This window comes from Akkermansiaceae bacterium, assembly GCA_024233115.1.
Classification (GTDB): Bacteria; Verrucomicrobiota; Verrucomicrobiia; order Verrucomicrobiales; family Akkermansiaceae; genus Oceaniferula.
This window is the reverse complement of record JACKQB010000003.1, coordinates 26,137-49,878: the sequence shown is the minus strand read 5'-3', so window position 1 is coordinate 49,878 and position 23,742 is coordinate 26,137. Positions and strand designations below refer to the sequence as shown.

General features: G+C 53.9%; 22 protein-coding genes and 2 rRNA genes. 9 read left to right on the top strand and 15 right to left on the bottom strand.

Features of this window, described 5'->3' with window-relative positions:
• Positions 1 to 410: 410 nt before the first annotated feature.
• The 4 genes from H7A51_08120 to H7A51_08105 all read left to right on the top strand — a co-directional run bounded on the left by H7A51_08120 (position 411) and on the right by H7A51_08105 (position 5,060).
• Positions 411 to 3,251: ribosomal RNA gene (locus tag H7A51_08120) — 23S ribosomal RNA — on the top strand.
• Between the two features lie 444 nt (positions 3,252 to 3,695).
• Positions 3,696 to 3,811 (top strand): 5S ribosomal RNA (rrf, locus tag H7A51_08115).
• Positions 3,812 to 3,997: 186 nt separating this feature from the next.
• Positions 3,998 to 4,156, top strand: coding sequence for a hypothetical protein (locus H7A51_08110; GenBank protein MCP5536187.1), 159 nt, complete (start codon positions 3,998 to 4,000; stop codon positions 4,154 to 4,156).
• A 49-nt stretch (positions 4,157 to 4,205) separates the two neighbouring features.
• Positions 4,206 to 5,060, top strand: coding sequence for a fumarylacetoacetate hydrolase family protein (locus tag H7A51_08105; protein ID MCP5536186.1), 855 nt, complete (start codon positions 4,206 to 4,208; stop codon positions 5,058 to 5,060).
• 38 nt (positions 5,061 to 5,098) lie between these two features.
• Here the strand turns inward: H7A51_08105 and H7A51_08100 are convergent, their stop codons facing one another.
• Complete coding sequence (locus H7A51_08100; GenBank protein ID MCP5536185.1) at positions 5,099 to 6,082, bottom strand: MoxR family ATPase; 984 nt, start codon at positions 6,080 to 6,082, stop codon at positions 5,099 to 5,101.
• A gap of 131 nt (positions 6,083 to 6,213) precedes the next feature.
• Between H7A51_08100 and H7A51_08095 the strand changes: the two genes are divergently transcribed.
• Positions 6,214 to 7,095: a hypothetical protein gene (locus H7A51_08095; protein MCP5536184.1), complete on the top strand. Its 882-nt coding sequence runs from the start codon at positions 6,214 to 6,216 to the stop codon at positions 7,093 to 7,095.
• Between the two features lie 367 nt (positions 7,096 to 7,462).
• Here H7A51_08095 and H7A51_08090 read toward each other — a convergent pair whose 3' ends face one another.
• The gene (locus H7A51_08090) at positions 7,463 to 8,719 is read right to left on the bottom strand and encodes a M48 family metallopeptidase (protein MCP5536183.1); all 1,257 of its coding nucleotides are present in this window, start codon (positions 8,717 to 8,719) and stop codon (positions 7,463 to 7,465) included.
• A gap of 145 nt (positions 8,720 to 8,864) precedes the next feature.
• Between H7A51_08090 and H7A51_08085 the strand changes: the two genes are divergently transcribed.
• Positions 8,865 to 9,431 carry a hypothetical protein gene (locus H7A51_08085; GenBank protein MCP5536182.1) on the top strand — a complete coding sequence of 189 codons (567 nt, stop codon included), beginning with the start codon at positions 8,865 to 8,867 and terminating at the stop codon, positions 9,429 to 9,431.
• Between the two features lie 66 nt (positions 9,432 to 9,497).
• Here the strand turns inward: H7A51_08085 and H7A51_08080 are convergent, their stop codons facing one another.
• The 10 genes from H7A51_08080 to H7A51_08035 all read right to left on the bottom strand — a co-directional run bounded on the left by H7A51_08080 (position 9,498) and on the right by H7A51_08035 (position 17,912).
• The gene (locus H7A51_08080) at positions 9,498 to 10,838 is read right to left on the bottom strand and encodes a TolC family protein (protein MCP5536181.1); all 1,341 of its coding nucleotides are present in this window, start codon (positions 10,836 to 10,838) and stop codon (positions 9,498 to 9,500) included.
• A 50-nt stretch (positions 10,839 to 10,888) separates the two neighbouring features.
• Positions 10,889 to 11,422, bottom strand: coding sequence for a hypothetical protein (locus H7A51_08075; GenBank protein ID MCP5536180.1), 534 nt, complete (start codon positions 11,420 to 11,422; stop codon positions 10,889 to 10,891).
• Positions 11,423 to 11,453: 31 nt separating this feature from the next.
• Entirely contained in the window at positions 11,454 to 12,602 is a 1,149-nt protein-coding gene (locus H7A51_08070; GenBank protein ID MCP5536179.1) for an FtsX-like permease family protein, read from the bottom strand.
• A 32-nt stretch (positions 12,603 to 12,634) separates the two neighbouring features.
• The gene (locus H7A51_08065) at positions 12,635 to 13,771 is read right to left on the bottom strand and encodes an ABC transporter permease (protein ID MCP5536178.1); all 1,137 of its coding nucleotides are present in this window, start codon (positions 13,769 to 13,771) and stop codon (positions 12,635 to 12,637) included.
• A 13-nt stretch (positions 13,772 to 13,784) separates the two neighbouring features.
• Positions 13,785 to 14,477, bottom strand: a complete 693-nt coding sequence (locus H7A51_08060) for an ABC transporter ATP-binding protein (GenBank protein MCP5536177.1) — start codon at positions 14,475 to 14,477, stop codon at positions 13,785 to 13,787.
• Between the two features lie 11 nt (positions 14,478 to 14,488).
• Positions 14,489 to 14,938, bottom strand: a complete 450-nt coding sequence (locus H7A51_08055) for a hypothetical protein (protein MCP5536176.1) — start codon at positions 14,936 to 14,938, stop codon at positions 14,489 to 14,491.
• Positions 14,914 to 15,969: a biotin/lipoyl-binding protein gene (locus H7A51_08050; GenBank protein ID MCP5536175.1), complete on the bottom strand. Its 1,056-nt coding sequence runs from the start codon at positions 15,967 to 15,969 to the stop codon at positions 14,914 to 14,916. The genes H7A51_08055 and H7A51_08050 overlap by 25 nt, the downstream gene beginning before the upstream one ends.
• A gap of 150 nt (positions 15,970 to 16,119) precedes the next feature.
• Positions 16,120 to 16,641 (bottom strand): hypothetical protein, encoded by a 522-nt coding sequence (locus tag H7A51_08045; protein ID MCP5536174.1) that lies wholly within the window; start codon positions 16,639 to 16,641, stop codon positions 16,120 to 16,122.
• A 61-nt stretch (positions 16,642 to 16,702) separates the two neighbouring features.
• Positions 16,703 to 17,218, bottom strand: a complete 516-nt coding sequence (locus tag H7A51_08040; GenBank protein MCP5536173.1) for a glycine cleavage system protein R — start codon at positions 17,216 to 17,218, stop codon at positions 16,703 to 16,705.
• A gap of 67 nt (positions 17,219 to 17,285) precedes the next feature.
• Positions 17,286 to 17,912: a L,D-transpeptidase family protein gene (locus tag H7A51_08035; GenBank protein ID MCP5536172.1), complete on the bottom strand. Its 627-nt coding sequence runs from the start codon at positions 17,910 to 17,912 to the stop codon at positions 17,286 to 17,288.
• A gap of 274 nt (positions 17,913 to 18,186) precedes the next feature.
• On the opposite strand from H7A51_08035, the gene H7A51_08030 reads away from it, so the two are divergent.
• Positions 18,187 to 18,489 carry a zinc ribbon domain-containing protein gene (locus H7A51_08030; GenBank protein ID MCP5536171.1) on the top strand — a complete coding sequence of 101 codons (303 nt, stop codon included), beginning with the start codon at positions 18,187 to 18,189 and terminating at the stop codon, positions 18,487 to 18,489.
• Between the two features lie 41 nt (positions 18,490 to 18,530).
• Here H7A51_08030 and H7A51_08025 read toward each other — a convergent pair whose 3' ends face one another.
• Positions 18,531 to 19,397, bottom strand: coding sequence for a hypothetical protein (locus H7A51_08025; protein MCP5536170.1), 867 nt, complete (start codon positions 19,395 to 19,397; stop codon positions 18,531 to 18,533).
• A 22-nt stretch (positions 19,398 to 19,419) separates the two neighbouring features.
• On the opposite strand from H7A51_08025, the gene H7A51_08020 reads away from it, so the two are divergent.
• Positions 19,420 to 19,803 (top strand): DUF3147 family protein, encoded by a 384-nt coding sequence (locus H7A51_08020; protein MCP5536169.1) that lies wholly within the window; start codon positions 19,420 to 19,422, stop codon positions 19,801 to 19,803.
• Positions 19,804 to 20,009: 206 nt separating this feature from the next.
• Here the strand turns inward: H7A51_08020 and H7A51_08015 are convergent, their stop codons facing one another.
• Both H7A51_08015 and H7A51_08010 read right to left on the bottom strand, forming a co-directional pair.
• Positions 20,010 to 20,660, bottom strand: coding sequence for a L,D-transpeptidase (locus H7A51_08015; GenBank protein ID MCP5536168.1), 651 nt, complete (start codon positions 20,658 to 20,660; stop codon positions 20,010 to 20,012).
• Positions 20,661 to 20,772: 112 nt separating this feature from the next.
• Complete coding sequence (locus tag H7A51_08010) at positions 20,773 to 21,063, bottom strand: DUF167 domain-containing protein (GenBank protein MCP5536167.1); 291 nt, start codon at positions 21,061 to 21,063, stop codon at positions 20,773 to 20,775.
• Between the two features lie 75 nt (positions 21,064 to 21,138).
• On the opposite strand from H7A51_08010, the gene H7A51_08005 reads away from it, so the two are divergent.
• Complete coding sequence (locus tag H7A51_08005; protein MCP5536166.1) at positions 21,139 to 23,691, top strand: MFS transporter; 2,553 nt, start codon at positions 21,139 to 21,141, stop codon at positions 23,689 to 23,691.
• Positions 23,692 to 23,742: the final 51 nt, after the last annotated feature.

The following is a 23,742-nucleotide window of genomic DNA, read 5'->3' as shown; positions in this document are numbered from 1 at the left end:
TTCTTTGACATCTGTAGAGAAATGATTTCGGGCGAGCCTCATGAACTTACTTCGGTAGGGGATTGAAAGTCTGAAGTCATTGATATTTCCTGTTCTGTATGACTGTCCGGGCCGCGCGAGCGGTGGGGACGGTTCAAAAGAAAAACAATACAATTTTGATTTGAGCTTTAGTCCTGCAGTCCTTGGAAATACTCGAAACCAACCAAACCGCATCATCATTCCTGATGATGCGAAACCAAGCACGGCCGGTGGCATGCAGCAATGCGGATCATCGGCCATGATTGACAAACCAACGATCCGACCGTCATGTCAAAGTGATGGGAGGAGAGAAGGAACCAAAAAATTTATGGCAATAAATTTCGTTACCCTCGACCTAGGTCGGGGATGACAAAGCTGAATTTTCGAAACAGGAATCAAGCTTTAAAGGGCACATAGTGGATGCCTTGGTGCTAGAAGGCGATGAAGGACGTGATAAGCTGCGATAAGCTTCGGTGAGCCGCAAACAGGCTTTGACCCGGAGATTTCCGAATGGGGTAACCTGGCTGGAGTAATATCCAGTCGTTGCTTGCTGAATAAAATAGGCAAGCATACGCAATACCCGGTGAAGTGAAACATCTCAGTAACCGGAGGAAAGGAAAGAGAAATCGATTCCGTGAGTAGTGGCGAGCGAAAACGGAAGAGCCCAAACCGGGGGATTTATTCCCCGGGGTTGTAGGACCCCGCCGTGGGACCGGAGAGGATAGGTGAAGCATTTGGAAAGATGCGACAGAGAGGGTGAGATCCCCGTAACCGAAATCCTCGAAGGCCCTAGGGAGTTCCTGAGTAGCACGGGACACGTGAAACCCCGTGTGAATCTGCGCAGACCACTGCGTAAGGCTAAATACTAACTAGCGACCGATAGTGAACAAGTACCGTGAGGGAAAGGTGAAAAGTACCCCTGTGAGGGGAGTGAAACAGAACCTGAAACCATGTGCCTACAAGGTGTAAGAGCCGGGATTCGTTCCGGTGATTGCGTGCCTTTTGCTTAATGAGTCTACGAGTTGGTGTCTGTGGCAAGCTTAAGTCCTTCTGGGACGCAGGCGTAGCGAAAGCGAGTCCGAACAGGGCGACATAGTTGCAGGCGCCAGACCCGAAGCGGAGGCGACCTACCCATGGCCAGGTTGAAGCGTCGGTAAAACGACGTGGAGGACCGAACCGTTGTGTGTTGAAAAACGCTCGGATGAGCTGTGGGTCGGAGTGAAAGGCTATTCAAGCCCCGTGATAGCTGGTTCTCCTCGAAATGCATTTAGGTGCAGCGTTGCGTGTTGATGAGTGGGGGTAGAGCACTGAAAGGGCTAGGGGGCATACCCGCCTACCAACCCCTATCAAACTCCGAATACCATTCAATAGAGCGCAGCAGTGAGACAGTGGGGGATAAGCTTCATTGTCGAAAGGGAAACAGCCCAGATCAGCAGCTAAGGTGCCAAAATCATGCTAAGTGGAAAGGAGGTGGGGTTTCTTAGACAGTGAGGATGTTGGCTTAGAAGCAGCCACCATTTAAAAAATGCGTAATAGCTTACTCATCGAGAGACCCTGCGCCGAAAATGATTGGCGATAAGCATGATACCGAAGCTCTGGATGTCAGAGTCCTGCGGGACTCTGGCGTGGTAGAGGAGCATAGTCAGCCGGATTGAAGCGGAAGGGCGACCGACCGTGGACTGCTGACTAGAGAGTATGTAGACATTAGTAACGATAAGCCGGGTGAAATCCCCGGCCGCCGTAAACCCAAGGTTTCCCGGGCAACGTTTTTCGTCCCGGGGTTAGTCGGGACCTAACCCGAGGCCGACAGGCGTAGGGGATGGTAAGCAGATTAATATTTCTGCACCTGCGAAGTGAAGGGGACGCTTTTTGGATTGCAACCAGGTTATTGAATTCCGAGGGGAGGCCTTGTGCCGAACCGCATTGCATGAAGAAGGGCCAAGAAAAGCCGACACGACCAAAAGCAGCCCGTACCGTAAACCGACACAGGTGGGTGGGTAGAGTATACCAAGGCGCAAGAGTGAAACCTGGTCAAGGAACTCGGCAAAATAGCTCCGTAACTTCGGGATAAGGAGTGCCCCCCTCGGGGGGCCGCAGTGAAAAGGGTCAACCGACTGTTTAGCAAAAACACAGCATTCTGCCAAGGCGCAAGCCGATGTATAGGATGTGACACGTGACCAATGCCAAAAGATTACGATGAGATGTTAGCCCTTGAGGCGAAGCTTCGAGTCCAAGTCCTGGTGAATGTCGGCCGTAACTATAACGGTCCTAAGGTAGCGAAATTCCTTGTCGGGTAAGTTCCGACCTGCACGAATCGTGCAACGAGTTGACCACTGTCTCGACCAGGAGCTCAGTGAAATTGTAGTGCCGGTGAAGATGCCGGCTACCCGCAGAAGGACGGAAAGACCCTATAGACCTTAACTGTAAGCTGTTACTGGTTATTCGATTTTAATGCTCAGCATAAGTGGGAGACTTTGAAGGGCGCGTTTAGGCGCGCCCGGAGTCGTCAGTGAGATACCACCCTTTGACATTGGATAATCTAACCCCGAGCCGTCATCCGGCCGGGGGACCGTGGCAGCCGGTCAGTTTTACTGGGGCGGTATCCTCCTAAAGAGTAACGGAGGAGCGCGAAGTTTGGCTCAGCACGGTCTGCAACCGTGTTTCGAGTGTAAAGGCATAAGCCAGACTAACTGTGAGACCCACAAGTCGAGCAGATACGAAAGTAGGCCTTAGTGATCCGGCGGTAGAAAGTGGAATTGCCGTCGCTCAACGGATAAAAGGTACCTTAGGGATAACAGGCTGATCGCGCCCAAGAGTTCATATCGACGGCGCGGTTTGGCACCTCGATGTCGGCTCGTCGCATCCTGGGGCTGGAGCAGGTCCCAAGGGTTGGGCTGTTCGCCCATTAAAGCGGCACGCGAGCTGGGTTCAGAACGTCGCGAGACAGTTCGGTCCTCTATCCTCTGTGGGCGTAGGAAAATTGAGAGGTTCAAACCCTAGTACGAGAGGACCGGGTTTGACGCACCTCTGGTGCTCCGGTTGTCCTGTCAAGGGCATGGCCGGGTAGCTAAGTGCGGCACTGATAAGCGCTGAAAGCATCTAAGCGCCAAGCAGTTCTCAAGATCAGTTTTCCCTGAAAGACCGTGGAAGACCACCACGTTGATAGGCTGGGGGTGGAAGTGCAGCAATGCATGCAGCTCACCAGTACTAATCGTCTGTCCGGCTTGATTCCTTCGAAATTCCAGTTTGAAGTATGTTTACCAACATAGTTGATGAGCATTCACGACATCTGGAACATCGGAATCAAAAGGAAAACCCCGGAACATAAGCAGTCCGGGGCGGACCGAGTTCGAAAATGAAGAGGTTTGGTGTGGTGAAAGCCATATGAAACGAGTAAAACACCAAGGACAATGGACTGAAGCCGTCAAAAGCTTGTATTGTTTGCAACGAACACAATAGGAAATATCCCTCTACAGTTGTCAAGGAACGCCTTTTAGTTCGACCATAAGGATCACTTCCAAACCCTCTTTCCCAGGACCAACAACACATACTCTGCATCCAGCAATCACCAACATGGTAGCTAAGGTAATTAGAGCTCGCATTTTACTCTGACGATGGGTGGTTATGAACTCAACATTCACAACTCAACACTCACAACCCGAGCGCAAAGCGCGAACTCTGGTGACCATAGCATGGTGGAACCACCCGGTCCCATTCCGAACCCGGAAGTGAAACACTGTTGCGCCGATGGTAGTGGGGCGACAGGCCCTGTGAGAGTAGGTCGTTGCCAGGTCTATGCCCGGTTTTGTCTTCACCGACAAAACCGGGCTTTTTTGTGCCCGGAGTTTTCGCGTAGTGGATTGCTCCGATTAATCACAGCTTCTACGTGACAAGACGGGTCAGCTTGATCCATAATACCGGCATGGAAATTGAAATAGAATACTGCGAACAATGAAACTACCGTCCTGAAGCTGACCGTGTGTCGGCTGAAATCAGAGAAGCGACCGGAGCAGAGGTCCTTCTGGTCGGAGGCAGCGGCGGGATTTTCGAAATCCGTAACGACGGCAAATTATTGTGGAAAAAAGAACGTGGAGGATCTTTTCCTTCGGAAGGTGAGGCGGCGGCTTTGTTTTCCTGAATGGTTTCCGTTTCAGTTGCGGCACAAACTAACCCACATTGAATGACTGATGAAATTAATCCGACACGGTGAAGCGGGCAGGGAATGTCCGGGGGTGATTCTTCCGGATGGCAGAATGATGGATGCTTCCGATGAATTCTTGGATTTTGACGAGGGGTTTTTTGCCTGTGGCGGACTGGAGTCCTTGCGCAGTTGGGTGGACGATGGCTGCCTTGGCGGGCGGGAACTTTCCGCCGATACCCGGCTCGGTTCCCCGGTTGCGAGGCCATCGAAACTCGTTTGCGTGGGTAAAAACTACATGGATCACGCCAAGGAGTTTGGTGGGGGTGTGCCGGATGAACCCGTCCTTTTTATGAAGGCGACCACGGCATGTTGCGGTCCCTATGATGATGTGATCCTTCCCACGGGCAGTCAGAAACTCGACTACGAAGTTGAGTTGGCGCTTGTGATCGGCAAGACATCGAGAAACATCAGGGAGCGTGATGCGATTGACCATGTTGCTGGGTATACCATCCTGTGTGATTACAGTGAGCGGGCCTGGCAAAAAGAACGCTGTGGCCAGTGGGTAAAAGGGAAAAGCTCCGACACCTTTGCTCCGTTTGGTCCTTGTCTTGTGACGACCGATGAACTTTCCGACCCTCAATGCCTGTGTCTATGGACCAAGGTCAACGGCGAGAAACGTCAAAACGGCTGGAGTGGTGACATGATGTTCGGTGTTGCCTATCTGGTAAGCTACATTTCCCAATTCATGACATTGCTGCCGGGTGACATCATTGCCACCGGGACACCTGCTGGGGTGGGTATGGGCATGACACCACCTCGCTATTTATCGGCCGGGGATCAGGTCGAGCTAGGCATCGAGGGTATTGGCACCATGCGCCAGCGTGTGATCCCGGAAATCTAACCCTGGTAATTGGGGGGCTTAAGTCTTGGAGTTTCAACCTACGGCACTGGCACGCGGGCGAGGATGCGGTCAATAATGGAGTCGGTGGTGATATCCTCGGCTTCGGCTTCGTAACTCGGCAAAATACGGTGACGCAGGATGTCGTGCGCGAGATCCTTTACGTCTTGAGGGGTAACAAAAGCCCGGCCTGCCATAAATGCCTTGGCCCGTGACGCGAGAGCCAGGTTGATGGTTGCACGTGGCGAGGCCCCCACCCGGATCAGGTTTTGCAAATTGGTGTCCACTTTGGCCGGATAGCGGGTCGTGTGAACGAGTTCGACGATATATTTTCTGACAGCGGGGTCGATGTAGATGTTGTTTACCAGGTGAATGCTACTGGCCACCGTTGGAATATCAACCACTGGAGACGTCTGATAGACCGGCTCGGAGGTTGCCATGCGGTCGAGGATAAGCAGCTCCTCGTCGCGATTGGGATAGTTGACCGTCACCTTGAGTAAAAAGCGGTCCAGCTGGGCTTCCGGGAGCTGGTAGGTTCCCTCCTGGTCGATTGGGTTTTGCGTGGCGAGCACCAGAAAGGGGTCGGGCAGAGGGTAGGTGGTGTCACCAATGGTGACTTGCCGTTCCTGCATCGCTTCCAGCAGAGCCGACTGCACTTTGGCTGGGGCGCGGTTGATTTCATCGGCTAAAATGACATTACTGAAAATGGGGCCGAGCTTGGCTGAAAAGATCGCTTCACGAGGGTTGTAAATCATCGTGCCCAACAGGTCGGACGGCAGTAGATCAGGAGTGAACTGCAATCGCGCGAAATTGGTATGCAAGCAGCCTGAAAGGGCTTTGATCGCCAAAGTCTTGGCAAGTCCTGGTACGCCTTCTAACAATATGTGTCCCTTGCAAAGGAGACCAACGATGAGTCGGTCGACGAGATCGCTTTGTCCCACCAAGACCTTGCCCATTTCCTCTTTGATGACGGGAACCCACTGGCAGGCTTGAGTGATGTTATTTGAAAGTTCTTGGTTATTCATTGAATGACGGCTGTATTCTCCAAAGATTTGCAGAAGGTGCAACGGTGAATAACGAATAAAAGCTGAATACTTTTCCGGGCTGGTGGAATTTTGTTTAGACAGGCATCAGGATGCGCTGTATTGTGGGGTATATGAATGAGAAAAAAGCCCCCCGGCATTGGGCAGCCTTGGTATTGAGCTCTATTCTGTTACTACCAAATCCAGCAGGAGCCCAGATGTTACCGAGTATGGAGGACCAGCCGTGGTTTCAATATTTTTCAGGTTATACACGCAGGTCCTTTGAATTTGGAATCGACAACGAGGGGCAGTGTTCCTTGTTTTTGATAGGAGAAAATAACAAGAAAAGGGTGGGGGATAATCGGACCATCAAAATATACGCAGAAGTGCTCGTCGAAAATGCTGACGGCAAAACGTATGCCAAACGACTAAAGGAGGATGAGGGGTTTGCAACGGAGATGAAGCCGGGCCTAGATCATAAGGAAGTCCGGTTCACCGCTGAAAGTACTGGTGATGCCAAAGTCGGGATCCACGTGAAATATGATCGCGACAGGATTATCATGGATGGTCGGATTCTTGATCCGGGCACGCTGAAGGAGGAAAAGATCTACCTGGCTTTCAAGGTGATGGTTCCTGCCATGTATAGTAATACCTACAACAGTGCTGACGAAAAGAAGCTCAAGAGCGCCATGCGCAGGGACCGGATTAAATTTGTCCGGGCTAAGGACGGGAAACGTGTTTCTCTGAAATCCTATGAAGAGGTTGATCTGTCCGATGAAGGATTGGCCCGAGGTGGGGTCACTTCACTGGAGGTGACCATGGATGGGCAGGAAGGAAAAGATTTTCTATTTTCCACGCTCGATGGTAAGGGCGTCTTTGATTTTGAAAATCGCTACCACGGAAAAAAGGGGGCTCTTTGGAAAGGTTACTATGTCAAGTGGAAGCGGCTGTATAACAAAGACCAGAAGCCGCAGGCCGATGAAAAAACCACCCCTTTTGTGATTGAAATCAAATAACCGGGTGGGTGACAACTTGGATCGCAAAACGTTAGAAATAAAATAATTTCTGACAAAAAGATCATCCGGGAGTCCTAATCCCGTGAAGTGCAGCTGCAACTGCTTTTCAACAGCGCAGTAGACCGTGCTCTGGCCCCATCCCTGGCTATGGCTCCGGTTTGCAAGCTGGCACTGCCACCCATGAAAGCGTGGCGGGGCACCGTCCGTCGTTATGTTTCTCCCGTTGATCGTGGATCGGAAGATCCGTGTGTGTTGTCAACGCGAGTCTACGAGTTCCAAAATCAGGAGGGCCCCGCCACGTATGGCGTTTATCACGGAAGATTTATCAGCTAGCCTCTCTCATACGATGGAACCAAGTGCTTGTTGCTTACCCAAGTTTCCTTAATGCCTTGATCCGCACCAGCATTGGCGGGTGCGAGTAATCGAGAAACACAGGCAGTGGGTGGGGGGTGAGGTTGGAAAGGTTATCGGCAGCGAGTTTTTTGAGGGCCTTGATGAGGTGTTCGGGCGTGCCTTGGATTTCTGCCGCGTAGGCGTCGGCCTCAAACTCGTGTTTTCGGCTGGAGAGATTGCCAACCACCGACAGAACACGGCTGACAGGCGAGAACAGTAGCATGAAAAATACCAGCCCGGCGTAGATGGAAATCTGGTCTTTAGTCATGCCGAATGCCTCGAATAAACCTTGGGCGAAACTGCTGTTTTTATCGGTTACCAACCCGAGTAGGAAAAAGACAACGGCGGTTTGCACAAACATGTAAACCATACGCTGGATGATGTGCTTCTTTTTGAAATGCCCGATTTCGTGGGCAAGGACGCCTAACAGTTCGTCCGTACCGTGGTTTTCGATCAGGGTGTCGAACAGGGCGATTTTTTTCCGTTTTCCGAAGCCGGTGAAGAAGGCGTTGGATTTGGTGGATCGTTTGGAGCCGTCCATGACGTGGATCTCGGTAAGGGGGAAATCGCATTGCTGGCTCATTTCCTGGATGCGCGACTTCAGATCTCCCTCCTCCATGGGTTCGAACTTGTTGAACAGCGGCAGGATGAAGGTGGGTGCGAGGTAGGTCATCAGAAGCTGGAAGGCGGTGAATGCCAGCCACGCCCAGAGCCAGGCATTGTCAATATTCCCAAAGATCCATAAAACAAGCGCGAGGAGAGGCGCGCCTAACACGGCGGCGAGAACGAGGCCTTTGATTTGGTCGATTACAAAGGTCTTTGGTGTCGTTTTGTTAAAACCAAAACGTTCCTCGATCACAAAGGTGTCATATACCTGGAAGGGGAGGCTCAGCAGTGTGTTGCCGAGGAATAACACGCCGATAAATGCAAGGCCGGTCACGGTTTCACCCCATCCCAGATCGCGTAGCCACCCGTCCAACCATCCGAAACCACCCATAAACCAGAATACCAGGAGGATGGTCAGGCTGTAGGTGGATGTGATGATGCCATAGCGCTCTGAGACGCGGGTATACTCCTGGGATTCGGCATATTTGTCCTCGTCATAGATGCCACGGAACTCTTCAGGAAGTTTGGGGTCGAGAGCCTTGAGATTAAAAAGGGCGGAGATGAAATCGAGATTCCACAGTGCCAGCAAGGCAACGAGGATGAAAATCGCGGTCGGGTTGTCCATGCGCTGGATGGTTATGAGTCAACGTGCATTAGTCAATGGTCAAAGGATGCCAAATAAAAGTGACGAATCATAGCACCACCGCTGTCTCATCGGTGGAAGTTTGCTCGTTATGAACCCTATCCATTTTTTAGCTGTTTTTTCTACTATGATGCTTTGCTCGTGCGGTCATATTTTCACCAAAAGCCATACGTATCAGAAAAGCTCCACAGTCGGGATTAATGGAGCGCAGATCGGAGCCTCTGTAAGGCCGGTGGGAGGCAAATCAGGATTTGCGCTTTCCGCGATGGTTTATATGGCAGGCTCGGCAACGCTCGATGGCCCGTTTATCTGGCGTGTCGAAGCAGAAGGCCACGAGGGAGTTCATCAGTCGATGGTGGTACATCGGGTTAAGGTTATTACCTCGAAGACCAGGCGCAGTGAGTGGTATCCAGCGAATCATCTTGGCTACCGAGAGCCGTTCAAACCGTTCAAAAAGGAGCCCGGCAAGTGTTATGCCGTTTTTCAAATCCCCGGGAAACTCAAAGTGTATCCTCTTACCGACGGTGATATCACAATCCTTGCTGATGTGTCGGTGACAAGTGCCAATCAAACCCAACGCCGGCTTGTCAAATTCCAGCTGCAAGCCAACACCACCAAAGATGTGGAATTCATCAATCTGCCTGCGGAAATTGTAAAAGGCGCGCAGAAAGACCCGCGGGAGTGGCAGTGGTGAAGAAGCGAAGAGGGGCTGCGTGTATTGTAGTGGTTACCCTGACCATTAGCTATTCAAATCCTCCATTCAACTACCACCAAGGGCCTTGATCAGCTGGATATGGTCGTTGAGGTAAGCCTGGCGTAAGGAGGCTTCGGTGCGTTTGGCTTCGAGCCAGCGGCGTTCGGTATCGAGGTATTCGATTTGAGAGGTAATACCGGCCTTGAACTGGTCAGACGCGTATCGCCGGGTTTGAGTCAGTGAGGATATTTCCCGCTGGTTGGCATGGAGCTGCCGCCGTCGGCTCTGAAGATTGATCCTGGCCTTGTCGACTTCCTCCAGCACAGTGATTACGGCAGACCTGTATTGGGCGGCGGCGGCTTTCGCTTCGGCACGACGGACTTTGATATTGGCAAGTCGAACCGGGTCGTAGATGGGAATATCGAGTGCTGGGCCAACGTGATGCTGCCAGGCTGAATAGCGCCCGGTAAGTGAACTTCCTACGCCTGTGGCAGACGCATTGAATTGAAATGAGGGGAGTAAATCGAGCTTGGCCGATTTCTCTAACTGGAACGCCGATCTGACCCTGGCTTCGGCGGCAAGCAAACTCGGATTGGCCTTGAGTATTTGGGCCATCGATAGGGCGGGCGGGTTGTTCGGCGTCGGCAAATGACTGCGTGTGGTTCCAGAAACCACAGCCCCCCCGGTGAGCGTGCGCAGCTGGACGATGGTAACATCACGCAGACGCCGGGCCTCGATAAGTTGTCTGGTGAATTTTTCATGTTCTGCCTGCTGACGGTGGTAGGCGCTGGCAGCGACGATACCCGCATCGGCTCGTGCCTTAAGTGTATCGACCGTTTCCTGGCTGGCTCGCGTCGATTCCTGCAAGCAGGAAATTTCGGCGTTGAACCGGTAGAGGTTAAACCGGGTGGCTGCTATTCTGCTCGCGAGCTGCAACCTTGCCGCATGCACATCCCAGAAGGCGGCGTCGCGTGCGTCCTTGGCCGACCGCGTGGCTGCCCGCAGTCGACCACTCAGATCGATTTCCCAGGAAAACTGGCCGCCACCTTCCCAGGGGGCGAGATTATAGGGACCCATAGCGACCTCTTGTTGTCTGCCATCGCGATGGCCAATCCCCAGGTTGATGCTGGGGAGGCTGGCGGCCCGGGATTTGGCAACGAGTGCTTCTGCCCGGTCCAGCCTCGCCGCGATGACGGCGAGACCGGGATTGTTAGCAAGGGCAGTGGTTACATCACGGTTCAATTGGGTATCACCGTATTGCCTCCACCAACGTTGCTGTATCCGCGCACTTGCCCATGAGGGGATTTGCTTCCATGCCTTGTGACTTTTGGAGGAGGAAGCTGTGGGCGACATCGAACAGCTGGCCAGCAGGGTGCTGGAAATGATGATGGAGATTGCAGTTTTCATGGAATGAAGTAAGACGAGCTTCTAACGGGGGGGCAAGTTGCAAACTTACCCTACTGTTTTACATAAACTGCCGTCGCATTGATCAGGAGATTATCCGCATTCGAACCCTCGGCGATCGTTCCTGTGATGACGAGCTGGCTCAGTTCTTTGATGCCATGCACCCCTTTGAAGCCTTGTTTGATCAGCTTGCCGTCTTGATCGACGACTTGAATGGTTGCGGTAGCCGCCTTGATATCCTCGTTGTCATCACAGCAAACATCCCAAGGGGTCTGACAGCTGTCACTTGGGCGAAGATCGCAGGAGGTGATGATGGCCGGGTCGCCTAACATGAGGAGGGCACGCCCTTCGACAAAGGGATCTTTGCGGCCCATGATTTTCCCGGAAAGAGTGACTTTCTTGCCGACTTCGATGGACTTGCGCACATCCGTAATGGACTGGGCATGGGCGGGCGCTTCCTTGACGATGATGGATTCCAGGGTCACGGCCGTTGCCGGTGGCGTATCGGTGCTGGAGGTTTTTTTCTCGCCGCAGGAAATTAGGGCAAGCGAGGAGCAGAGGGCTAGTGTGAGTGTGGTGTATTTCATGGTATTTGTTTTTTATTGGTTGGTTGTTGGATTATGAGGACCGCAGAGCTTTGGGCAGCGACGGCGAGAGGCAGCGAATGGCAGGAGGCAATGTACCGAGTGTCCCGAGAAGAACACCCGCGACAAGGCCTGTGCCAATCACGGCAGGAGAGAGGGTGAGGGTAAAGGTGCCGATCGAGAACGGCACGGTTTTCCCATCAAGTAAAAAGTAGGCGGCGAGGAATGCCACGAGTGTGCCGGTAAGCGTCGCCAGGAGGGACTCCTGGATCAGGGAGGCCAGCAGGGCCAGACGTGTGTAGCCAATTGACTGCAAGGTCGCCATTTCCCGGATTCTCGATGCGAAGGCAGCATAGAGTGTGTTCAGGCCGCCAAAGATGGCCCCAGCCGAAACCAGGGCCGCTGTGATCCACGTCATCATTTTGATAGGTTTGTAGAAAATACTCAACTTGTCGTAGTACTTGTCTTCACGGATGGCGGCAAGCTCCAGGTCGTTGCGTTGCAGGGTGAATACCTGGACATCATCGAACTCCGCTTGATTCATTCTCAGTGTGATGGCTGACAGCGTATCTCGCTGGGTCAAGGTTGCGAGGTCATTGCGATCAAACCAGATTTCAGATTCGAGTACTGTGCCCGGAGCCTCGAAAATGCCTGAAACCGTCATGGCAACCTTGCCGAAATACACCTTCCGGCCGACAGCTAGCTCAGAGCTGTCGATGTCAAGTTTTCGATAAGCGAGGCGGCCGACCATCACCTCGCCAGGGCCAGGGAAATTGCCATCCAGGAGTCGCACGGAGGTGTGCACCAACAATGCTTTTTCCAGAACTCCGCGCAGCAACGCCTGGTTCTCTTTTCCGGTCTCTGTCTTGATGGGTGCCTGATAGAAAATCTCACCGGAGACGGCGGTAACCCCCAATTGTTGCTGGAGTCCGTTCACACTGGTGGCGACAATGGATTCTGCCTCGAGATGCACCTCTGAGCGTTCGATCGACTCTTCGGAGCCCTTGCCGAGGATAACGACGTTACGCATCGATCCAGAAGCTGACAGGACGGAATCCATCCCCTTGTTCAAGGCTACCGCGGCGATCAGTAGAATCACCACTAACGCCGAGCCGCCGACGGTTTGGGCCAGGCGGGCCGGATCGCGAAACAAATTGCGCAGGGCGTATGAAAAGGGAAGCATGGGAAAATCTTGAGAGTTGAGTGTTGCGCTGGTCAGGCATTGAGGGATTGAATCAATGGGCGGGATGTGGCTTTCCAGGCGGGGTAGAGTGAAGCTAGCAGGCCGAGCAACAGGGCGACGACCATAGCACTAACAAAAACGGAGACCGTTGGTGCTAATGCAAGGGTCAGCCCCTCATTGCCGAGCGTGAATGATTGAACGTGGAAAAACATGAAAGCACCCGCAACCCCGATAAAACCACCGAAGATTCCAAGTAGCACACCTTCAAAAACCACAATAACCGCAATGTCTTTGCGCGAGTAACCCAGGGTTTGCAGGATAGCCGTTTCCTTGACCCGGCCACGGACAATGAGAAGCACTGCGTTGGCTACCAGGCCTAACACAGCGAGCACTGAGCCAAGTCCAAGCCATCGGGTAAATCCAATCAACTCGATCATTTGTTTGGCGGTCTCGGCAAAAAAAGCCTTTTCAGGTCGAGTCTGGGTTGGTTGCTGGTCCGATTTAAAGGTCTCGTCGATCTGTGAGGCCACGGCATCCAACTGGTCGGAGGATTCTACTTTGACATTAAACTGGGTCACAACCCCGAGTCCGATGCGTGAAGCTTGTTGTAAAAAGGGAAGATGCACGTAGGCGACGTTGTCATCCTGGGGCGAGTCAGAGGTGATGATTCCAGCCACATAAACATTTACACCCACGGCTTCAAACTTATCGCCGGCATGGAGTCCACGGCGTTGGGCGAAATGCCTTCCCACCAGTGCTGCGTCGCTACGTTTGGTGAAATCATTATACGAGCCCTCGAGGATTTCCAGAGCCGGATTGTACTGCTTCAGGGCTTCTGGAGGCACCCCGCGGAAGGTGATGACATCCAGGGAGGCGCCACAGTTGTTGACGCTGATCTGAATGGGGATGACCTCACGCACGCCCTTGATACGCTTGATGGTTGGCAAATAATGTTCAGGTAGCCGCGATGTCATCGGGCAGAAGCGGTTCTCACGATAAACCACCAGGGTTGTATCGTTTGCACTCGATTGGGTCGCTTTCGCCAAGGAGGTCTGCATGGTTTCCACGGAGGCATAAAGGAACATCCCGGCAGCTACACCCAGGATCGTCAACAACGACCGCAGCCGGTGACGTGTCAGGTTTTTTAACGCGAGTGAAACGAGTTTCATGGGTGTTTTGAGTTTAAAACTTGGCCTTTAAATTCTCTATCAGCTGCCCTTTTTCAAGATGCAGTGTGCGATGGGCGGCATCGGCGGCCTTGGGGTCATGGGTTACCATGACGATGGTTTTACCGTGTTCATCAGCCAGCGTATTCAGCAGGGCAAGAATGGAGTCGGCCGACTCCCGGTCGAGGTCGCCCGTGGGTTCGTCCGCCACTAACAAACCGGGGTCATGGACGATGGCCCGGGCAATGGCGACGCGTTGTTCCTGGCCCCCGGAAAGTTCAGCTGGCCGGTGATGGGCCCGATCAGCGAGGTCCACCAGATCAAGTGCGGCGTTGACCTTTTCCCGTCGCTGCGCTTTGGAAAGTTTGCCTAACAGGAGTGGGAGTTCCACATTCTCAAACGCGGAAAGAATGGGTACCAGGTGGTAAAGTTGAAAAATATAACCGACATGGGACGCCCGCCAGCGGGTGAGTTCGGCTCGGGACAGTCGGGCGATGTCGTGGCCATCGATAACGAGTTCACCCATGGTCGGTGAGTCGATTCCGGCAACCAGGTTAAGCAGGGTGGTTTTACCCGAGCCGGACGGCCCCATCAGGGCAAGGAACTCGCCTTTGGGCACATCCAGGGAAAGGTTTTCGAGGGGGGTGATGGTTGTTTTTCCTTTGGTAAAGGATTTAGTAACCGAGTGAATGGAGATGAATGGGTTCATTGTGTTAGTATTCAGTATTCAGAGCGTGGGGATACGCGGGTGCCTGGTTTGAGATCGGTATGGGGGGGTAGGATGACCCGCTCACCGGAGCGGAGGCCGCTGAGCACCCTCCGGTGGCCATCGCGTGATTCCTCGCTCAGGGTGATGGCACGAAACTCGGCGGATTGGTCGGCGGCGACGACCCATACGTGTGTTTCCCTGGCGTCATCGACCAGAGCCGTTTCCGGCACATAGATGGCGTACCGCTGGCTTTCACCGGACGGGGAATTGGGCTTCGATGCACCAGAGCCGGAACTAACGCTTCCGTAAAACCGGGCGCGGACGAGCATCTCGGGGCGAAGTCGGGCGTCGGGATTATTGATCGATACCTTGGCTTGCAGGGTATTGCGCTGCAGGTCTGCCTCGCCACTGATACGTGTGACGACACCTGAAAATGTCATGTTGGGGAGCAGGTCCGAGATGAGTTCGACCGCTTGGTTGAGTCTGAGTCCGGCCGCCTCGGTGAGGGGCCGTCGATACGGGCCTGGAGGTGTTCTGGATCATAGAGCTCCACGATGACCGCGGACTTGGGGTCGTCCATGCCGAGCATGCGCTTCTTTCCCGGTGCGGCATGCAGCCTGAGCACGATACCATTCATCGGCGCGGTGATGCGGGTGCGTTCCTTGGCGAGTTTGGCCCGGTCGCGGGCTGTCTCCAATTCACTGACCGAGGCAGTCATGGCGAGACGCTCTAGTTGAATCTGGGCGAGGCGTGCCCGGATCCGTGGTATTTCCGACTCGGCTTCCGCCACCAATGCGACTTGTCGGCTTTTTTCCAATCGGGCCTGCACGACCTGCTGCACCGGAACGGCTCCTGCGGGAATGCTTTCCAGTCGACGAAGATTGTCTTCAGCCTCCGCCAGTTGAGCTTTGAGTGAGTCCACTTTTTTCATGGCAGCGGTGAGTTCGGCACCGGCGATATCGGAACCAGCGCAGTGAGCTTGGATTTGCGCCTTCATCCGAACGATCTTCTGTTCGGCTTCGCGAAGGTCGAGTTTGGCATCCTCATCGATGAGCGTGGCGAGCAGGTCGCCTTTTTTCACAGCCTGTCCCTCGAGGACTTTGACTTCGTCCACGACGCCGTTGATTAGAGTGGGCACATAGGTGATGTAGGGATCGGGCTCGACCCAGCCTGATGCTTGAAAGATCATATTGCCCTTGTCGCCATTGTCCCCCGTGGTTGTGGTGGGCTCCGAGGGGGTGGTGGTATTGGCAGCGTTTTCCTGAAGTTGTTTTTCGCTCAGGCGGAGCGTAATCACGGGTGCTGTCTCCACCACCACAGCCGGCAGCAGGCGTTTGCCAAAGAGGCTTGCGATCACGATGATGAACCCGAGAACCAGTGCAACGGGAAGAAGCCAGGCATAAGATCGGCGCGATTGACCGCTCCGACCAGCGGATTGACCGGGGGAGGTGTGTTTATTGTTATTGGAATTGGTGAGTTGAGCCAGAGACATGGGTAGAGTGAGAGGTGGATGTTGAAGAATGGGAACCATTCCGAGCCAACGATCATTCGGCGAGGAGAACGGCAACATGGGTCTGCGCGGAACCAGGCCGGGACAGACGTGGGGGCGGATGTCACAAAAACATCCGCAAACTAGACAACATCAAAGCCTCATGACGGAATGTCTGAGGAAAAGGGGAACCTTGGAGACCGTGGGGTAGGGCGGGGGATCACCACGAATGGGCTTCCGGTAATCGATGACGGCAGCAGGATGCGCAGTAGCCGGCTCGGCATAAGCGAGGGGAGGCAGGATGGTGGACCCGGTGTCGGCAGGGGTATCGTTGGAGTTGTCCCAGACAAAATCCCCGACATCAACCGTCAGATGTGCCGTGCAGTCGTCACACGGTTCCGATGGCTCTCGCGGCGTATCCGTATTCCCCTGTGATTGGTCAGGGCAGCAATCAGGGCAGGTAGGTGCTGAGCCAAGCCTCTTTGCAGATGGCCTTGTTTCATGCTGGCAGACACAATCACCGGTGAAATAGGCGTCGAGACACAAGCAGTATCCAAGCACAGGATGCTTCAGGGCGATGAGCATGATCATCACCATCAGGAAGGATATCGCTGTGCATTTACGAAGCATGATGTGTTGCTGCTGTTCCTTGCCGAGCAGCACGGCTTGCGGCACTATAGCCGCGAATGGTGTTGAGATAAAGCTCCTTTTTCAGCTGGACTGCCGTTCTGGCGTTCTAGATAGCACTCACCTCGACGTTGAGATCGTCACTGAGATCTTCGATGGCTGCGATGAGCGTGGCTTCATCCGTGCTGTCGGGCAGGCAGATGGTGCCTGATGCGTGAAAAATAGGGTGGCCTGACATGGCCGCGCTTTTGATCGAGCTGTTGAGTTCCTCGATATTGGCACCCGCATGGGAAATAGCCTGGGTAAGCTGGCTGACGATGCCAGGGCGGTCGTTGCCGTAGATATCGACTTTCAAACAACGTGTGTACGGGTAGTCGGAAAGGTCACCCTCGCCATGGATTTGCACGGCGATGCCTTCACTGGCGAGGTTCGTCAGGCATTGGGTCAGCTTGGCGACATCATCACCGTTGCATTCGACCCTGACAACCCCCGCAAACTGCCCCGCGAGCCGAGCCATACGACTCTCAAGCCAGTTTCCGCCATTTTCGGAGACGGTGTTGGAAATGCGACTCATGATACCTGGCCGGTCATGGGCGCAGACGGTAAGAACTAGTGATGTAGACATGAAAACAAGTGGTTGGAATATGGTGGACGGGTTCAGTTTTAACACAGAGCCGACAAGGGTAGAAGTCTTATTCCACAATCACAGGAGTACCGATCTCAGCATGTTCGTAGAACTTTTTAGCCATGTGGTCGGGCATGCGCACACAACCATGTGACGCGGCATAGCCTGGCAGGAATCCGGTGTGCATCCCGATGCCATGGTTGAAACGCAGGAAGTAGGGCATCGGGGCGTGGACTGCGATTTCCCCTGGTCCTGGTTTGTCTTTTCTAAAGTCGGCATTGTTGTTGACGACCTCACCGGTGGCGCGGTTTTTGATGACTCCGTAGGCAGAGGACACGTGATCGATGTCTTTTTCGGTCACCCGGAAACTACCGGCCGGGGTTGGGTGTTGTTTGTCTCCTGAGGAAACCGGAGCGACGCCGACAAGCACACCTCCCTTGTAAAAGTAGGCTTTTTGCTCCGAGCGCACGATCCGGATCTTCGCCGGACCATCGACCCCATCGCCGTCCCAGTATCCCTTGGGTTGATAGACCGGTGTGCCGGCTGACATAGGCAGGCCGTTTTGCGGGCCATAGCCGGAAAGATACTGTGTGCCAGCGCCTTGGGAGCCGGAAGGGTCAAAGGGGGCACATTGGCTTAACAGAGCCACGGCGATGCAGAGGAAGGGGAGGGTCAGGTAGATGGTGTGGTGCATGGGGGTAATATAAAATAAAAGTCTATTATCAGGAAACTTGTAATAATGGCTGCAAGAGGATGATGCGGGGGACTATGTACTCCATTCTCCGACGGGTCAAGATGTGTTCTGTGGGTAAAATGGTCACAAGCACGACACCCACCGTGAGAGGACGGAGCCAATGATCAGCCTTGGATACGGTTGGATGAGGGCTTTCTTGCTTGCGTATGCTGGATTCCGTGGTTATCCAGCGCCGGACGTAAAAGTATCCAATTGAACCCGACCGAATACAACCATGCCAAACTACGACTACCGCTGTGACCAATGTAACCACGTTTTCGAGGTTTTTCAGAAAATGAGTGATCCCAAGCTTGAGGATTGCCCGCAAGACGGTTGTCCGGGAAAAGTCAAACGACTGCTCGGCACCGGCGCTGGTGTTATTTTCAAAGGTACTGGATTTTACCAGACCGACTATCGCAGTGACTCCTATAAAAAGGGGGCATCCAGCGACGGTGGAGCCAAATCCAAACCGGCGCCAGCAAAGGATAAAGGGGCCAAGGGTGGAGGCCACTCGTGTGGCAGTGGTTGCGGGTGTTAAACTCCAAATACCAAATACCAGACTTAAACGGCTCCAGCGGTCTACAGAGGTTTGGCGTAGGTGTCGCAGCGGTTATGCCAGCCTGCGGTCCAGCGTTTCTCGCCGCGGGCCGGTGGGGAATTACGGACACGGCGGTCGAGGCACCGTTTCGCAGCAGACGCGAATTCGGCGGCAGCGGCCTGTCCGGCGGGGACATCACGCATTTCCATCAGCACCCACATCAGCCCCCAGCCCTGGCCTTGGTAACGCTCGGAGGGATTGGTGCCATCGCCTTTGAAATTGACATAGTCGATCAAGGCATAGGTGCCGTTTGAGGTGGTTGACACCTTGTGATAATTCGCCTGGATGCGTGCGCGATGTGCGGCCGGGGCGGATGCCAATATTTTGGGAAGAGCCTGGCGACTAGTGGCAATGATATAGTCGGTCTGCAATGCCACGTTGTTAGCCAGCCAGGTGCGCAAGGATGTGAGTTTGGGACCGTTGAAATCGCGCTGGAAAGCGGTTTTGTTAGACCATGGACAGTGTTTGCCAGCCGTGACCCATGCCGGGATTCCGGCACTTCCACGTTGCTGGGCATAACGGACAAAAAGCGGAAATGATTCGGTCCACCGGCCTTTGAAGCCCTGGGGATACCAGATGAAATGACCGATCCCCATGGAGGGGAACTCCTCCCCATCGTTCCAGTGTGTGAGGCCGGTGATTTTCCCTCCTGATTCATTGATCCAGATTTTGTGACCGATCTTCTGTTTGGCTGATGCGGAGAGCCCGCTGCTGGCAGCCTGGCCGGGAGCTACTGCAGCCCGCCCCGCCGGACGGACCGGAGCTGGTTTGGAAGCGGGAGCACATGCGACCAGACTTGCACCGGTCAGGGCAAGAGCGGATAGGATGACAGAGGGATAGGCTTGCATTATGCCGGGATAATACGCTCTAATGGCGCGAGTCCAAGAAGAAGTTATGCCCATCCTCGTAAAATACCTGATTACAGCCGCACTGATTGTCCTGATTTCCCAGGTCGCCAAATGGAATGACCGGCTTGGTGCCCTGATCGCCTCGTTACCGATGGTCACGGTGCTAGCCATGACGTGGATGTTTTTCGACCTCAAAGGTGAGGTGCGGACGGAAAAAATCGCCAACCATGCCTATTACACGTTTTGGTATGTCATCCCCACATTGCCGATGTTCCTGCTGATGCCGTGGATGTTGCGCAGGGGGATTCACTACGGCTGGTGTTTATTGGCAGCCTGTGTGTTGACCGCAGTGCTGTTTGTTCTTACGGCGTGGATTATGAAGCGGTTTGGCGTCGAACTCATGTGAGCATACATGCCCCCCGGATGCCAGTGGCGTGGTGCTTCCTGAAGCCACGGGTGGAACATGGCGGGACGATGCCGGTGTTATTCATCCTTTCTTTGGGATGGAGGCACTGTGACGCATGTGCGAGGGACCAGGGGAAAAAATAACCGCGCAGAAGGTGAGTTCCTGCGCGGCATGGTTTGATCTGTCCGACAGCATCGGGCATGGCTTTACGGAACAATCGTCACGCGTGTTCCAACACGGACCTTTGAATAGACCGTGGCCACGACTTTGTAATAGGTGCGGATACAGCCATGGGAGGCGGGGTAGCGGGGGACATTCCCTTTGTGCATACCGACACCATCCCAGGTGATTCGCATCCAGTAGGGCATGGCTGCACCAACATACTTGCCACCTTCCGGTATCGGGTCTTTCCGGCTATCGGCATCGGATTTCACCAGTTTACCTTCAGCGTCATAAATACGGCCGTAGGTGGACGAGCGTTTATCGCTTTTGATTTTTTCGAGAATCCGGAAGTTTCCCTTGGGGGTTGGATACTTGCCCCGTCCTGTGGCAACGGGGTAATCCATGGCGAGCTCCGTGCCGTTCATCAGGTATCCACGCTGGGCGGAAAGATCAATGCGGATACTTGAGTTGGAGGCATTGGTGCGGGCCAGAACAGCTTCATTCCTCCACACTCCATAGTTTCTAGGATAGCCCTTTTGTGCCCGGAAATGGGCATAGGTGCCTGGCGCGAACGGGTTGACGTGGGCGGCCTTCAGAGGGGCGGTCTGGTTTGGATTCGGTGTTCCAGGGTTACTGCAACTACTCAATAGACATACGATCAGCAGGGCGGGAATAATGATGATGGAGAATTTCATGTGTATGATGGCTAGGGGTAACAGGGCAATGGAATTACAGGAAAACGGGGGGTAACGCAAGCGCGTTTACCCGTCCCATTTGATAGACGGATGTTCACCAGGCTTATGCAAGTCAATCCGGGGCATCATTCAGAGCCGTATTGTCAGGGATTTCAAACGTCTTGATCCTTGAACTTGCCCCTTTCAACAGAGTGACGGACGACTTCGGGATTTTCAATGTGTTGGCAAGAAAACGTATCAGTGCCTTGTTGGCTTTGCCATCGACAGCAGGTGCCCGGACCTTGACACAGAGGACCGGCCCTGCCAGCGGGACATCCTGCCAACCGACTATACCGTCCCGGCTGGCGTTTGGTGTTGCTTTGACGCGTAGTATCATGGGAACCTGGCTGTTTCTATCATCCATCGGGTCGATGATCCCGCTAAAAAAGTCGATTTGATAGGCTGGCTATTTTCTGATGTACTGCGCAGTATGCACGGGATGAGCAGCACAGAGGAAGGTTTTGTACCCCCCAGGAGGAACTGGGTGTCGTTTTGGAGCCTCCTGGTATTGCAGACGCAGAATGCCTTTAACGACAAGGCGGCGCAGTTTTTGCTCATACCCATGGGGGCGTGGTTGTTTAAGGAGAAAATTGCGATACCGGGTTTGGAGTTGATGAAGTACATCGAGTATATTCTCGCGGTTGTCATCGTGTCACCCTTTATCCTTTTCTCTCCACTTGCCGGCTGGCTGTCGGATCGCTTCAGTAAAACAAGCGTCATCAGGGGGGCGTCCATCCTGCAGTTAATCGTCCTGGTGTGGATCTCGGCGGCCATTTGTTACCATCAGATCTGGCTTGCGATCTTCGGTTTTTTCATGCTTTCAGTGCAATCGGTTTTATTGAGTCCGGGAAAACGGGGCATCGTCAAGGAGCTGATCGGGCATGAGAGGCTGGGATTTGCCAGCGGCATGATGGAAATCACCGTGGTCCTGGCCATCTGTGGCGGCCAGATCATCACCGGGTTCTGGTTTACCAACCGCTTGAAATCAGGCCTCGACGGCTGGGCGTCGGGTTACACGCCATTGCTTGTCTTTACCGCTGCGTCTGTGGGCGCGTTGATCGTCTCCTACATCATTCAACGCGTGCCGGTTCAGGGGCATCGCAAATTCAAGTGGCCCATCCTGTTCGAGCACTTCGGCCAGCTCGGGGAGTTATGGAAAATACGGGCCATCAAACTCTCGGCGGCCGGTGCTGCGTTTTTCTGGGGGTTTGCCGGCTACTTGAATCTTGCGGCGATCAATATCGCCAAGCAGGTCACTGAGGGCGGTGATGAATTTGCCGTTGAATCGGCGCTGTTGATGCTCGCTGCGAGTGTGGGTATTTTTCTTGGTGGTGCCATGGCATCACTGGTGTGCAGAAAAAACATCGAGCTCGGGCTGATTCCGTTAGGCGGTCTGGTGATGGTCGTCGGCACACTGGCACTGGCATTCACACCGATGGATTCACACTGGTTGAAAGCCTGGTTTGTTGTCGCAGGTGCGGGCGGTGCTCTTTTGTTAGTGCCACTCAACGCGAATTTACAGGACCTGTGCCCACCCAGGAAACGGGGTAAAATTCTAGCAGGACTCAATCTGCTCGATTGTTTGGCCGGCTTATTTGCCGCGTTGATCCAGCTTGGTTTGGTCGCACAAGGTGTCGATTTCAAATGGCAGTTTATCGGTCTGGCCGTTCTTTGTATCCTGGTGACCAACTATGCTGCCAAGTTGCTGCCACAGCATTTTGTCCGCTTGATGGGGCTCAGCCTGTTCAGGATGTTTTACCGTGTGAGGTCGCATAACCCGGTCCGTATTCCCAAAGAGGGAGGTGTCCTACTCACACCGAACCATGTCAGCTACATTGATGCCTTTATCCTTTCGTGTGCATGTCCTCGCAAAATACGGTTCCTGATGTTTGACGGCTATTTCAAACACCCGTGGGTTGGCCGTTTTGTGCGATTGTTTGATACCGTGCCTATTTCCCAAACCCGTGCCAAAGAGGCGGTAAGGGTCGCCGCCGAGGCACTAGAGGAAGGGGCGGTGGTCTGCATCTTCCCTGAAGGACAACTTGCAAGGACGGGGGTGATGAATGAGTTCAAGCGTGGCTTCGAAATGATTGCGCGCAAGGCAAACTGCCCTGTCGTTCCCGCTGCCATGGACGGCTTGTGGGGGTCGATCTTCTCATTCGAGCGCAACAAGTTCATCTACAAGTGGCCCTACCGGGTGCGCTATGGCGTCAGTGTGGATTTTGGAGACCCCATCCCGGCAGAAAAAGCCGATGCCGGCACCGTCCGCCGAGCCGTCGAATCCTTGCGTGCCGGGATTTTCCAAAAGCGGGACGCCATTGCTAATCCCATGAGCCTGCTCGGCCGGGGTGTCAAGGTCTGCGGCCATGGTGTAGAAGGCTACCAAATGAGGATGGCTGAGCTAAGGGAACTCAAGCATGATGACCAGGCCCAGCTCGTGGCCAATGCCCTGCAAATCGGGGAGGTGAATGCAATCCGCAGAGGCCAGACGGTCATGATCGGATGGGATGAGCTCGGTGCCTTCCGTGACGCATTGGGGATTGTGTTCGCCCAGTATTTCAACCTGAAAGTGGTTCTGGTTCATGCCGCGGTATCGGCGGATGAATTGACTGCGCTGAGTAAAAAGCACCGGGTGGATCATTACCTTGGCGGCAGCCTGTTAGGGGAAACCTGGAGGGCGACCAAACTCGCCGGTTGTTGTTATGAGTTCTCAGGGGAGGCACTCCGACACCACGGCGTATTCCCATGTTATACCACGCATGACCGGGTGATCTCGATGTCGATGCCCCACCCGGAAGCCATCACTGCGACCAACCAGCATCAGGAGGGCCACCGGCCTGGAACCTGGGGTCGATTACTACCGGGTTTTCACGTCGAGCCGTTGGCTGATGGGGTGACCCTGTTCGGCGCATCAACTCCGGAACAGGGGATCACTATCACAGGCGTCATACCCGACGAATCCGGTATGCTTACTCCCCAGGGAGAGATATGAATATTACCACTTCATCACCCGACCATATTCCGGGATTTAACAAACACGACT